The sequence below is a fragment of the Streptomyces sp. NPDC000941 genome (genome assembly GCF_053599555.1).
The window spans coordinates 75,085-86,913 of sequence record NZ_JBSFMM010000004.1 but is presented as its reverse complement, the minus strand read 5'-3'; the positions used below and the strand labels follow the sequence as shown (position 1 = coordinate 86,913).

The 11,829-nt window shown below is 73.5% G+C and carries 12 protein-coding genes; 4 read left to right on the top strand and 8 right to left on the bottom strand.

Annotated elements, in window-relative coordinates:
• Positions 1–11 precede the first annotated feature (11 nt).
• Entirely contained in the window at positions 12–1,058 is a 1,047-nt protein-coding gene (locus ACWDSL_RS02670; protein WP_450480974.1) for a hypothetical protein, read from the bottom strand.
• 95 nt (positions 1,059–1,153) lie between these two features.
• Here ACWDSL_RS02670 and ACWDSL_RS02665 point away from each other — a divergent pair, with 95 nt between their 5' ends.
• Positions 1,154–2,266 (top strand): pyridoxal-phosphate dependent enzyme, encoded by a 1,113-nt coding sequence (locus ACWDSL_RS02665; protein ID WP_450480970.1) that lies wholly within the window; start codon positions 1,154–1,156, stop codon positions 2,264–2,266.
• On the opposite strand, the gene ACWDSL_RS02660 is transcribed toward ACWDSL_RS02665, so the two are convergent.
• The 3 genes from ACWDSL_RS02660 to ACWDSL_RS02650 all read right to left on the bottom strand — a co-directional run bounded on the left by ACWDSL_RS02660 (position 2,233) and on the right by ACWDSL_RS02650 (position 5,540).
• Positions 2,233–2,784 (bottom strand): NADPH-dependent FMN reductase, encoded by a 552-nt coding sequence (locus ACWDSL_RS02660; RefSeq protein WP_450480968.1) that lies wholly within the window; start codon positions 2,782–2,784, stop codon positions 2,233–2,235. The genes ACWDSL_RS02665 and ACWDSL_RS02660 overlap by 34 nt on opposite strands.
• Positions 2,785–2,809: 25 nt before the next feature.
• A complete protein-coding gene (locus tag ACWDSL_RS02655) occupies positions 2,810–4,795 on the bottom strand; it encodes an FUSC family protein (RefSeq protein WP_450480966.1) in 1,986 nt (661 codons plus the stop codon).
• Between the two features lie 163 nt (positions 4,796–4,958).
• On the bottom strand, positions 4,959–5,540 hold the full coding sequence (locus tag ACWDSL_RS02650) for a histidine phosphatase family protein (protein ID WP_450480964.1): 582 nt from the start codon (positions 5,538–5,540) through the stop codon (positions 4,959–4,961).
• A 75-nt stretch (positions 5,541–5,615) separates the two neighbouring features.
• On the opposite strand from ACWDSL_RS02650, the gene ACWDSL_RS02645 reads away from it, so the two are divergent.
• Complete coding sequence (locus ACWDSL_RS02645; RefSeq protein ID WP_450480962.1) at positions 5,616–6,668, top strand: GlxA family transcriptional regulator; 1,053 nt, start codon at positions 5,616–5,618, stop codon at positions 6,666–6,668.
• Positions 6,665–7,270: a DJ-1/PfpI family protein gene (locus ACWDSL_RS02640; RefSeq protein WP_450480960.1), complete on the top strand. Its 606-nt coding sequence runs from the start codon at positions 6,665–6,667 to the stop codon at positions 7,268–7,270. Before ACWDSL_RS02645 ends, ACWDSL_RS02640 begins: the two co-directional genes overlap by 4 nt.
• Before the next feature lie 11 nt (positions 7,271–7,281).
• Here ACWDSL_RS02640 and ACWDSL_RS02635 read toward each other — a convergent pair whose 3' ends face one another.
• From ACWDSL_RS02635 to ACWDSL_RS02620, 4 genes are all read right to left on the bottom strand, one after another.
• Positions 7,282–8,061, bottom strand: coding sequence for an ABC transporter ATP-binding protein (locus ACWDSL_RS02635; protein ID WP_450480958.1), 780 nt, complete (start codon positions 8,059–8,061; stop codon positions 7,282–7,284).
• Between the two features lie 17 nt (positions 8,062–8,078).
• The gene (locus ACWDSL_RS02630) at positions 8,079–9,041 is read right to left on the bottom strand and encodes a FecCD family ABC transporter permease (protein WP_450481067.1); all 963 of its coding nucleotides are present in this window, start codon (positions 9,039–9,041) and stop codon (positions 8,079–8,081) included.
• Positions 9,042–9,184: 143 nt separating this feature from the next.
• Positions 9,185–10,240 carry an ABC transporter substrate-binding protein gene (locus ACWDSL_RS02625; RefSeq protein ID WP_450480956.1) on the bottom strand — a complete coding sequence of 352 codons (1,056 nt, stop codon included), beginning with the start codon at positions 10,238–10,240 and terminating at the stop codon, positions 9,185–9,187.
• A 129-nt stretch (positions 10,241–10,369) separates the two neighbouring features.
• Positions 10,370–10,972: a superoxide dismutase gene (locus ACWDSL_RS02620; RefSeq protein ID WP_450480954.1), complete on the bottom strand. Its 603-nt coding sequence runs from the start codon at positions 10,970–10,972 to the stop codon at positions 10,370–10,372.
• Between the two features lie 362 nt (positions 10,973–11,334).
• On the opposite strand from ACWDSL_RS02620, the gene ACWDSL_RS02615 reads away from it, so the two are divergent.
• A complete protein-coding gene (locus ACWDSL_RS02615) occupies positions 11,335–11,826 on the top strand; it encodes a cation:proton antiporter regulatory subunit (RefSeq protein ID WP_450480952.1) in 492 nt (163 codons plus the stop codon).
• Positions 11,827–11,829 lie beyond the last annotated feature (3 nt).

Sequence of the window (11,829 nt, the reverse complement as noted above, 5' to 3'; positions counted from 1 at the left end):
CCGCCGTGTCCTTACGGGTTCTCGCGCAGCGTCAGCCCGTAGAAGTCCACCTGGTAGCCGTCCACGGTCTGGGCGTGGTCCGAAAGGCTCAGGTCCTTCGGCGACGACACGCCCAGACCGCGGAGGGTGTCGACGAGCAACCGGGCCAGCCGGGGGCCGTCGGTGTCATCCGGGCCGAAGACACCGGAGTGGTGCGTCCAGTCGATCCAGTGGGAGAGCCGCGCGGGCGTGGTGGCCTCCGGGATCCAGCCCAGGGAGGCCGGGTCGGTGCCGGAGCCCGCGCCGTCCAGCTCCTCCGTGCTGTAGACGATCTCCAGCTGATCGCCGCAGACGATATGGAAGACGACCGGCCCGTAGGTGCCCGGCACCAGCGCGTGGATGCCGAGGTCAAGACCGATGCCCAGGGCGCTGGTCGCGGCCGGGAGCGAGCCCAGGAAGTCGGTCAGCGCGCTGGTGTAGACGTCCCAGTCGTCCGTCTGCCAGTAACCGGGAAAGCCCAGGCCCCCGTTGGCCGAGACCCGGCGGGAGCCGAAGAAGCCGCCGAGCGCGTGGGCCTCGCCGTGACCCTGCCGCCAGAACCAGTTCTCCGCCGGGTCGGTCGGCTGGAGCAGCAGCTCCGGCCCCCGCTCCCCCGCGCGCAGCTCCAGGGTGTCCGGCTTTCCGCGCCACCGCAGAAACGGGCTCCCCCACAGCGGCGTGGACTCGTAGAACGGCCCGAGGTCCCCGTACGCCCCCATGATGGACGCGCGCCCGAACGCCTCCGTCAGCGTCTCCGCCGCCTTCCGGAAGCTGTCCGCCTTGGCGGCGGCCCCGCCCGCCACCAGCTCGACCGGCACATGGAGCCCGACGAACTCCTCGCCGTCATGCACGAAGTCCGACTCGTACTGCCCCGTCGGCCGCAGCCACGCCTCGCCCGCGCCCCCCGGGGCCTCGCGCCACTCCCACCCGAGCGACGAGACCAGCGCCCGCAGCGCGGGCTGCCGCCACCCTCCGGTGTCAGCCTCCCTGAGCCGCCGCGCCACCTCGGCCAGCCGCTCGCCCTCCAGCGTCACCGTCACGTCCGAACCCCCTGTTACGCAGTGCACTTGACGCCTTCGACGATGCCATACGGCACCGACAACGCGTCCGGGCCCCCTGGGTAGGGTCGGTGCCCATGACCTCGGAGCACCCCAACGCCTGGGCGGCGGACGCGATCCGGTGCCTCCACGCGGAAGGCCGCGCCCACGGCCCGACCCCCCTCCGTCCGCTCCCGCTGCCCGCGCTGCGGGACATCCAGGTCTATCTCAAGGACGAGTCCGCGCACCCCACCGGCAGCGTGAAACACCGCCTGGTACGGGCCATGTTCCGCCGGGCGATCGCAAGCGGCCTGATCACGGCGGACACCACGGTGGTCGCCGCCACCGGCGGCGCGGTCGCCGTCGCGGGGGCCCGCTTCGCGCGGCTGCTCGACCTTTCGTTCCGCGCCGTCGTACCCGCGAAGACCCCGGCGGACACCCTGGTCCGTATCGAGCGGGAGGGCGGCCGGTGGCAGCCGGCCGAACTGCCGCCGGCCGCGGTGCAGCAGGAGGCCCGCGCGCTGGCCGAGCGGCTGGGCGGCCACTTCCTGGACCACTTCACCGACGCCGGACCGGCCCTGGCCGAATACGGCGAGCCGACGATCGCCGATGAGATCTTCGAGCAGCTGCGCGCGGAGCCGCATCCGGTGCCGGCGTGGATCGTGACGGGCGCCGGAACCGGCGCCACCTCGGCCTCGATCGGCCGACAGCTGCGGCACCGCGGCCACCCCACCCGGCTGGCCGTGGTGGACCCGGAGAACTCGGCCTACTTCCCCGCGTGGGCGAGCGACTGCCGCGACTACGCCACCGGAATGCCCTCCCGGATCCCCGGCATCGGCCGCCCCCGCACCGAGCCCGGCTTTCTGCCGAGCGTGATCGACCTGGTGATCCCGGTCCCGGACGCCGCGTCCATCGCGGCCCTGCGGTGGCTCCACGACACGGCCGGCGTCCCGGCAGGACCGGCGGCCGGCACCGGTCTGTGGGGCGTATGCCACCTCGTGTCGCGGATGCGCGCGGCGGGGGCGCGGGGCAGCGTGGTCAGCCTCGTCGGCGACCACGCCGAGCCGTACCGGAACACCCATCTGGACCCGGAGTGGGTACGCGCGCGGGGGTTCGACCCCGGGCCGTACGCGGACGCCGTGGAGCGGTTCGCCACCACGGGGGAATGGGACGCCGGTCAGGACGCGGCGGCGCGGTCCACGAGCGCATGAGCGACCTCGGCGATGGCCTCGCGCACCTCGGGGTCCGTGACGGTACCGGTCGCGGCGTCGACGGCGGTCCGGGGCACCGGCACCCGCGTACACGCCTCCTCGACCAGGCGCGCTCCCGTGTACCCGAGGACCGTGCGCAGGGCGCGGTGGGCGCCCTCGGCCCCGGTGGCGGACGAGGAGGCGTTGATCCAGCCCACCGGCTTGTCGACGATCTCCGTCCCGCCGACCGTCCAGTCCAGCAGGTTCTTGAACGAGCCGGGCAGATCCCCCGCGTATTCGGGTGTGCAGAACAACACCGCGTCGGCCTCGGCGACCACCTGGCGCAGCCGGGCCACCTCCGCGGGCAGCGGCTCGATGTCGTCGTCCGGGTTGAAGTGCGGCAGCTCCGCCATGCCGCGGTACTCCAGCGGGCGGACCCGGTCGCCGAGCAGCCCGGGCAGGGTGCGCACCACCGCCGTGTTGGTGGAGCCTTCACGCAGGCTGCCGCTGATGAGTACGAGATTCGCCATACGGTTCATGGTCGAGATGTTAGGAGCGTCGCGGCTAGCGCGACCCGGCGAGGTGCCGGGCGCGGTGCAGGCCGGCGATGACGTCGGCGAGTGTGGCGCAGGGGGCACCGCCCAGCGGTGGGCGGGGGAGGGTGAGCGACGCCCCGGCAGGCAGCGGCAGGTCGGCGGGCGGGCGGCGGGCGGCGACCGCGTCGGCCAGGTCCGACAGGACGGCCCGCAGCCGGTCCGCCAGGTTCGCGTCCGGGGGCGGCGCACCGTGGTCCAGCCGGACCCCGCACGCCGTCGCCGCGTCCACGATCTCCTCGAGCGCCGCGACCACCGGGGCCCACGCCGCCAGGTCGCGCCCGAACGGCGGATGTTCGGCCCCGGCCACCTCCACCGCGCGGCGGGCATCGGCCAGGGCGCGGTACGCCTCGCGGCGCAGCCGCAGCCGTACCTCGTAGGGCGCGTCGGCCGCCAGCACCCGGTCCACGTGGTCGCGGGTGGCGCGGACCGCGAGCGAGAGCCGTACGGACACCTGGGCGCGCGGGCCGCCGAGGCCCGGCAGCACCCCGGCCGCCAGCACCACCGCGCAGGCCAGCAGCGTGTCCGCGAGCCGTGCGTACTCCGCGCCACGGTCGCCGCCGAGGTACACCAGGGACAGCAGCAGGGGGGTGAGCACCGCCGTCTGCAGCGCGAAGTGGCGTACGGACACCGGGATCAGCGCCGAGCACACCGCGGCGACGGCCACCGGCCACACTTCGGCGTCCGCCCCCGCGAGCGGGCCGAGCAGCGCGGCGAGCCCGGCGAACACGGCCACGCCGACGGCGGTGCCCAGCGCCCGGGAGACGGCCCGTGACACCAGGGGGCCCATATCGGGCTTGACCAGGAAGGCGGCGGTGGCGGGGAGCCAGTACCAGTGCTCGCCCGGCAGCGACTTGGCCAGCGCGGTGGCGGCCCCCACGCACAGCGCCACCCGGGCCGCGTACTCCCGGCCCGCCGGGCCGAGCACCCGGCGCAGCCGTTGCCGGGGGCCGGGCCCGACCGCGCCGACCGCCGGGGCGGGTTCGCCGTCGAAGACGCGGGCGGCGAGCAGCACCGCACGGTGTGCGGCCAGGCCGCCGGCGGTGTGCGGCGCGGGCGCGGGGAGCGGGCCGGGCGGGCGGCCGGTGCGCACCGAGCGGGCCAGCAGCGCGGGGGTCCGCGCCACGCGGGCGGGCAGTGGCTCGCCCTCCCACATCAGTGTCACCGCCGTTTCGCTCAGCGCCCCGGCCACCGCCAGCAGATCGCGCAGCCGCCGCAGACCGGCGTCGGGGCGGAGGAGCGGGACCCGGTGTCCGTAGAGCGATTCGTAGGCGGCGTCGTACGCGGCGGTCAGCCGGCGCCGGGCCGCCTGGCCTCGCTCGGTGCCGACCGCCGCCATCAGGTCGGCGAGCGCGTCGTAGACGGCGGCCACCGCGCGCCGCTCGTCGGGCAGCCCTGCCCGGCGGCGAACCGAGCCGCAGAAAGGGCCCATCAGCGGCAGCAGCCACGACATGACCAGCACCCACGCGGCGCCGGCGAGCAATAGCCCGGCCCGGACCGGCGGGGGCTCAGGGGCGGGCATGCCCGCCCCGACCACGCACACCACCATCAACTGGACCCCGGCCGAGGAGCAGACCGGCCCGATCGCGCTGATCGCGCCGGACACCAGGCCGACCGCCGCCAGGGCGAGCGCGATCCAGGCGCCGAGTCCGAGGGTGCCAAGCCACGCCCCGGTGACCATGCCCACGGCCCCGGCCAGGGCGGGGAGGCCGATGCGCACCAGGCGGGTGGCGCGGGTGGCGGGCCGGTCGTTGATGTGCGCGAACATCGCGCCGAGGCCCGCGGTCACCCCGGCGGAGGTCTGCCCCGCGGCCACCAGGGCCGCCAGCACCGGCCCCACACCGAGCGCGCCGCGCGCCACCGCCGCCCAGGGCACGGGTCCGCGCAGCCCCCGCGCACCGTGCAGGGGGTGGGTCAGCCAATAGGGCGCCGCGGGTCGGGGGTACGGTGCGCGCAACGGGTGTCCTCCAGACGATCGGGCGGGGTGGGATCCCTCTTCGTCGAGGACGTGTACCTGGAACCTACGCGATCAATACCGACATTCCGTAACCGCGATGTTTCCGGTGTGTAGACCGCTCCGCTGTGTAGACCGCGCCGCGCGCCCTTCGAACGGCGCGTTTCTACAGCTGCGCCTCGCGGTCCACACACAGCCGCCACTTCCCGGCCCCGCCGGTCAGGGTGGTGGTGGACAGCGGGAGTACGTCGACGTTCCAGTAGCAGTGCGGCGGCGCCTTCATCGCGTACGTCACGGCGGCGCGTATCACGCCCGGGTCGGCGACGGCGAGCATCCGGCCATCGCGCTCGACGGGCCGGGTGTCCATCCAGGCGCCCACGCGGTTGATGAACGCGAACAGCGACTCGCCGCCGTGCGGTGCGCTGCCCGGGTCGGCGAGCCAGTCGTCGACCGCTCTGGGCTCGCCCGTCATCACCTCTTCCATGGTGCGGCCGCGCCAGCGCCCCATGTCGCAGTCGCGCAGGGCGGGCTGGGCGAGCGGCATGAAGCCGAGGATGTCGCCGGTCTCCCGGCTGCGCGCCGACGGCGAGCAGTAGCGCAACTCCGCGGCGGCCAGCGGAAGCAGCGTGGGCGCCACGCGTTCGACCTCGCGCCAGCCCCCGGGGTCGAGCGGCCGGTCGTCGTCGAAGCGCTCGGCGAGCCGGGAGGTGCTGCGGGCGGAGGCGATCAGCGTGAGCCGGAAGTTCATCCGGGCATGCTAGAGCGGCTGGTTTTCGGTCGGTGGCCCCCGGTCGCCGTTCCGGGGTGTGGGATCTGTGGCGCGATGTGTGGGGTGTGTGTCGTTGCCGCCATCCGGGACAGACCGCAGGCTGGAGGGGTGACCCGACATGTCGTCTTCGTGATCTACGAGGGGTTCCAGTCGCTCGACTTGGCCGGTCCGCTCGAGGTGTTCCAGCACGCGGACCAGCACGCGGACCAGCTCGCGGGCGGCTACTCCGGCCACTCCGGCTACTCCTGCCGGATCGTGGCTCCCCGCCCGGGCCCCGTACGGTCGTCCAGCGGGCTACCGGTGCACGCCGCGCACGGGGTGGCCGATCTCGACCCCGGCGGGATCGACACCCTGGTGGTGGCGGGCGGCCCAGGGGTGGACCGGGCCCGCCACGTTCCGGAGCTGATCGGCTGGATCGCGGCGGCAGCGGCCGACGCCCGGCGGATCACCTCGGTGTGCAGCGGGGTGTTCCTGCTGGCCGCCGCCGGGCTCGTGGACGGGCTGCGGGTCACCACCCACTGGGGCCGCGAGGAGCAACTGGTCCGCGAACACCCGGAGGTACGGGTCGACTGCGACCCCATCTTCGTCCGGGACGGCCGGGTGTGGACCTCGGCGGGCGTGACCGCCGGGATGGATCTCGCGCTCGCCCTGGTGGAGGGGGATCTGGGACGGGAGGCGGCCCACACCGTGGCCCGGGAGCTGGTGCTGTTCCTGCGCCGCCCCGGCAGCCAGTCCCAGTTCAGCGTGGGGCTGTGGGCGGCGCAGCCGGCCACCGACTCGATCCGCGCCGTGGTGTCGGCCATCCACGCCGACCCGGGCGCCCGGCACACGGTCGCGGATCTGGCCGGATGTGCCGGGCTGAGCACGCGCCATCTGCAGCGCAGGTTCACCGCCGAGCTCGGCACGCCGCCCGCGGTCTATGTGGAGCGGGTGCGGGTCGAGGCGGCGCAGCGCGCGCTCGTCGAGGGCGGGGACCCGGTCGAGGCCATCGCCCGGCGGTACGGCTTCGGCACCGCCGAGACCCTGCGCCGCGCCTTCCACCGCCATGCCGGGATCTCGCCGTCCGAGTACCGGGAACGTTTCCGATCCACGAGGGAGTACGCATGACTACATACGGCCTGCTGGTGTTCGACGGGGCTGAGGAGCTCGACTTCGTCGGCCCCTGGGAGGTGTTCACCGTCTCGTCGATGGTGCGCGACCACGCCGACACCGCGGTGCTCATCGCCGAACGGCCCGACCCCGTACGCTGCAACAAGGGCATGCGGGTGCTGCCGGACCATACGCTGGACGACCATCCGCCGCTGGACGTCCTGCTGGTGCCCGGGGGCATGGGCACCCGCCGCGAGGTGTCCAACCCCGCGGTCATCGACTGGATCCGCAAGACCTCGGCGCACACCGCGTGGACCACCAGCGTGTGCACCGGGTCGCTGCTGCTGCACGAGGCGGGCCCGGCGCGCGGTCGCCGGGTGGCCACCCACCACGCTTTCGAGGACGCTCTGGAGGCCCGCGGCGAGGTCACGGTGGTGCGCGACGCGCGCTATGTGGTCGACGGCGATCTGGCCACCAGCCAGGGCGTTTCGGCCGGGATCGACATGGCGCTGTGGCTCGTCGGCCGCCTCCACGGCCGGGACCACGCGCGCACGGTCCGCCGCTATATCCAGTACGAGCCGGCGCCGCCCTACCTCGCCGACGAGCCGCTTCCCGCGTAACGAGGGCCGCTTCAGGAGGGGGCGAGCGGCCGGGCCGCGTAAGTGATGCGTACGACGCCGTCGGCGTGGCGCTCGGCGGTGGCGGCCACGCCGAACACCTCGCGGAGCAGCTCAGGAGTGAGGGTGTCCGGCACCGGGCCCGCGGCGACCACCGCCCCGCCGTGCAGCACAACCAGCTGGTCGCAGAGCCGTACGGCGAGGTCCAGGTCGTGCAGGACGGCGAGGGTGGTCGTACCAGTGGCGCGGATCAGCTCCAGGAGTTCGAAGCGGGCCCGGATGTCGAGGTGGTTGGTGAGCTCGTCGAGCACCAGCAGCCCCGGGCGCTGGGCGAGTACGCGGGCGAGCAGCACCCGCTGGCGTTCGCCGCCGGACAGGGAGGTGATGTCCCGGTCGGCCAGCGGCCGGGCCCCGCACCGGTCAAGTGCCTCGTCCACGGCCTGGTGGTCCTCGGGTCCTTCGCGGCCGAGCAGGCCGTGGTGCGGGGTGCGGCCCAGCGCCACGACCTCCCGTACGGACAGCCCGGCCGGGCCGCCGCCGGAGTCCTGGAGCACCGCGGCGGTGCGGCGGGCGGCGGTACGGGCGGGCAGGGCCCATACGTCGTCCCCGCCGACGTACACCGCGCCCCGGTCGGGGCGCAGTGAGCGGTAGACGGCGCGCAACAGCGTGGACTTGCCGCTGCCGTTGGGCCCGACGAGGCCGACGACGTCGCCCGGGTGGGCCTTGAGGGTCGCATCGCGCAGGATCGGTTGCCGGTCCAGGGCGATGTGCAGTCCGTCCACGGTGAGTTCCATGTGCCGGGTCCTGTCGTTCAGTCGAGGCTGGTGTTGCGGCGCAGCAGCCACAGGAAGAAGGGCGCGCCGAAGAGCGCGGTGAGAATGCCGAGGGGGAGTTCGTTGGGCCTGGTGAGGGTGCGGGAGAGCAGGTCGACCAGGACCATGTACAGCGCACCGGTCACCGCGGCCAGCGGCAGCAGCCTGCGGTGGTCGGCGCCGAAGGCGAGCCGTACGAGGTGGGGGATCATCAGGCCGACGAAGCCGATGCCCCCGGCGACGGCGATGACGGTACCGGTGAGCAGCGAGGCGAGGACCAGCAGCACGGCCCGCAGCCGGTGTACGTCGACGCCGAGCGCGGTGGCGGACTCGTCCCCGGCGAGCAGCGCGTTGAGCCGTCCGGCGAGCAGGGCGAGCACGGCGGTGGTGGTGAGGACGACGGTGGCGACGACGGGCAGTTGGTCCCAGCGGGCACCGGCCACGCTGCCCAGCGTCCAGAACATCACGGCGCGCAACTCGGCGGGGGTGGCCCGCAGTTGCAGATAGCTGGTGGCCGCGAGCAGTACATAGCCGACAGCGACGCCCGCCAGCACCAGCCGGATGGGGGCCAGCCGCCCCGCGCGCCGGCCGAGGACGAAGACCAGGGCCATCGCCGCGACGGCGCCGAGGAAGGCCGCCGAGGACACGCCGAGCCCGCCGAGCGCGCCACCGGCCAGGGTGAAGGCGAGTACGGCGCCGAGCGAGGCGCCGGAGGAGACGCCCAGGACGTACGGGTCGGCGAGCGGATTGGCGACCACGGCCTGCAGAACCACCCCGGACACGGCCAGGCCGGTGCCCACCAGGGCTGCCAGGACGACGCGCGGGGTGCGGAAGTTCCAGACGATCTGGTCGAGGGCCAGGTCACCGGCCGCCACCTGACCGCCCAGGAGCCGGCTGAGGACGATCCGCCAGACGTCGCCCAGCGGTACGTTGACGGCGCCGACGCTGATCGCGACCATCATGGCCAGGGCGAGGAGCGCGGTCATGGCGAGCAGGACCGCCGCGGTGGCGGCCTTACGGGGGCGGCCCGTCATCGGGCGGCGCGTCATCGAGCGGCGTGCCATCAGGCGGCCTGCCATCGGGCGGCGCGTCATCGGACGGCCCGTCATCGGACGGCCGGGAAGGCGTCGGGGTGGAGCATCCGGGCGATCCGGTCGACGGCGATGTCGTTGCTGGGCCCCAGGTACATGGAGTCCGACAGAACGATGTAGCGCCCTGCCTTGGCGGCCGGCCACTGCGGGAACTGCCGCAGCAGCTTGCGCGCGTATCCTTCCGGGTCCCGGTCCTGATAGCTGATGACGACGAGCGCGTCGACCGGCTCGGCGGCGACCTTCTCCTTGCTGAGGTCGGCGAAGGTGTTCCGGGTGGCGGAGGAGAAGGCGTTGGAGCCGCCGGCCTTGGCCAGGATGTCGTTCCAGATGCCGTTGGCCGCGATCGCGCTGAAGTCGTTCGACCCCATGGACATATTGGAGAACAGCACCATGACCCGGGGCCGTTTCCGGTCCTTCACCCTGGCCGCGACGGCGTCGATCTTCTGCCGGGAGGCGGCGATCAGCCGTCGCGCACGGTCGTCCACATGGAAGATCCGGCCCAGGTCGGTCAGCAGCCGATAGCTGTCCGCGATCCGCATCCGGGAGGGGTTGTCGTCACAGCCCGCCGGGGAGATATAGCTGTTGGCGCCCACCGAGGCGAGGTCGTCGCGGGTGGCGAAGCCGTTCTCCGCCCGGAAGCCGTACGAGGTGGTGGACAGCACGGTGTCGGGGCGCAGGCCGAGCATCGTCTCGCGGGGGATGTCGGTGGCGCCGCCCTGGTCGATGCCGCGGGCCGGCAGCTGCGCGATCGCCCGCGCCCGGCCCTTGACCTCGGACATTCCGTAGGACTGTGCGTTGGCCGCCACGCGGTCGCCGAGACCGAGGGCGAGCAGGGAGGACACCTCGGCCACCGAGGCGCCGTTCATCACGACCACCCGGCTGGGCGGCTCGCGGTAGGTGGTGGTCCGCCCGCAGTTCTCCAGGGTCACGGGGTAGCCGGCCCGGGCGCCGCCCGCCCCCGGGGAGGTGTCCGGGCCCTGAGCCGGGCCGCCGCAGGCCACGGCGGCCAGACAGAGGGCTCCGGCGAATGCGGCGGCGGGCCGGGGCGCGGTGGATCGTGTCCGTGACATGCGGGTTCCTTGGGGTGGGGCGAGTGTCCGTCCCAGTAGTCGCGGCGGAGCCCGCCCGAGTTCCCCAAGAACACACGGCACATTTCACGAGCTCGCAGCCGGGCCCCGGCGCCGCCCGTGGAATCCGGTTCAGACGCCCGCCGCGGCGGCGTAGCGGGCCGCCACGTCTTCCCAGTTGACGAGGTCCCAGAGCTTGCTGACGTAGTCCGGGCGGACGTTCTTGTACTGCAGGTAGTAGGCGTGTTCCCAGGCGTCGAACACCAGCAGCGGCACCGCGCCCTGGCCGACGTTGCCGTGGTGGTCGTAGACCTGCTCGACGATCAGGCGCCTGCCCAGCGGCTCCCAGGCCAGTACGCCCCAGCCGGAGCCCTGGACCGTGGTGGTGGCGGTGGTGAGCTGCTTCTTGAACGCCTCGAAGCCGCCGAGGTGTTCGTCGATGGCATCGCCGAGCGCTCCGTCGGGGCGGTCGCCGCCGTCCCGGGACAGGTTCTGCCAGAAGATCGAGTGCAGCACATGTCCGGAGAGGTTGAACGCCAAGGTCTTCTCGAGCCCGACCAGGCCGGAGAACTGCTCCTTGTCCCGGGCCTCGGCGAGCTGTTCCAGCGTGTCGTTGGCGCCCTTGACGTAGGCGGCGTGGTGCTTGGCGTGGTGCAGTTCCAGGATCTGGCCGGTGATGGCCGGCTCCAGCGCCGCGTAGTCGTACGGGAGGTCGGGAAGCGCGTACGTGCCCATCAGGCACAGCCCCTTTCGGCTTTCGTTGTGGCTTTCGACGGTGAGTGATCGTGCCGGGACCCACCCTAGAGCCTTATTGCGAAGCACTTGCAACAACTAGATATGTGCAGCAGCATGAAGGGGTGCGGGGCCGGCCCGTCAGCCTTCGCGATCCGCGCCCGCCCGGAGCCGTCCGGGCGTGTCCTTCCGAAGGGTGATCGTCTTCTCATCCGGCGACCGCCGGTCCCCGGCCGGCCCCGCTCGATCACCCCTCTGACCCCGGCCATTACCATTTCTTTGCCATTCGGTAGGGTGTGGGGGGACGTCACCGGCCGGCACCGGCCGCCGTACGTCCACCGGTAAGTGGCACATACGACGGAAGGATGGCCGTGGGCGCTCCGCGGATCAGCAGCACGCCGTTGCCCGGAATCGGTGTCCGTTACGACCTGACCACGCGAGAGCACCGCCGGCTGTCGGTGGTCGCGCATCGCGACGGCGGGCGGACCCTGAGCTCGTATCACGAGGACGATCCCGACGAGTGCGCCATGTCGGTGCGGCTGACGGCGAAGGAGGCGGAGGCGGTCATCGACGCGCTGATGCCCACCCACCACAGCCCGGCGCTGCTGTCCACGACCGAGCTGGGGCTGGTGGCCGAGCGCGTCGAGCTGTCGTCGGTCTCGTACTGGAACGGGCGGGTGCTGGGCGAGACGCGGATGCGGACCGAGACCGGCGCCTCGATCGTGGCGGTGCTGCGGCTCGCGGAAGCGATCCCCTCCCCGACGCCGGACTTCCGGCTGGCCGGCGGCGACACCCTGATCGTGATCGGCACCCGCGAAGGCGTGGAGACGGCCGCCGCGATACTCGGGCGGGAGTGATCG

Bases quoted from the DNA above. Each gene is read 5' to 3' on its own strand.
- ACWDSL_RS02620 (WP_450480954.1), bottom strand. From the start codon at position 10,972: ATGGGCACGTACGCGCTTCCCGACCTCCCGTACGACTACGCGGCGCTG.
- ACWDSL_RS02640 (WP_450480960.1), top strand. From the start codon at position 6,665: ATGACTACATACGGCCTGCTGGTGTTCGACGGGGCTGAGGAGCTCGAC.
- ACWDSL_RS02635 (WP_450480958.1), bottom strand. From the start codon at position 8,061: ATGGAACTCACCGTGGACGGACTGCACATCGCCCTGGACCGGCAACCG.
- ACWDSL_RS02630 (WP_450481067.1), bottom strand. From the start codon at position 9,041: ATGATGGTCGCGATCAGCGTCGGCGCCGTCAACGTACCGCTGGGCGAC.
- ACWDSL_RS02665 (WP_450480970.1), top strand. From the start codon at position 1,154: ATGACCTCGGAGCACCCCAACGCCTGGGCGGCGGACGCGATCCGGTGC.
- ACWDSL_RS02645 (WP_450480962.1), top strand. From the start codon at position 5,616: ATGTGTGGGGTGTGTGTCGTTGCCGCCATCCGGGACAGACCGCAGGCT.
- ACWDSL_RS02660 (WP_450480968.1), bottom strand. From the start codon at position 2,784: ATGAACCGTATGGCGAATCTCGTACTCATCAGCGGCAGCCTGCGTGAA.
- ACWDSL_RS02625 (WP_450480956.1), bottom strand. From the start codon at position 10,240: ATGTCACGGACACGATCCACCGCGCCCCGGCCCGCCGCCGCATTCGCC.
- ACWDSL_RS02615 (WP_450480952.1), top strand. From the start codon at position 11,335: ATGGCCGTGGGCGCTCCGCGGATCAGCAGCACGCCGTTGCCCGGAATC.
- ACWDSL_RS02650 (WP_450480964.1), bottom strand. From the start codon at position 5,540: ATGAACTTCCGGCTCACGCTGATCGCCTCCGCCCGCAGCACCTCCCGG.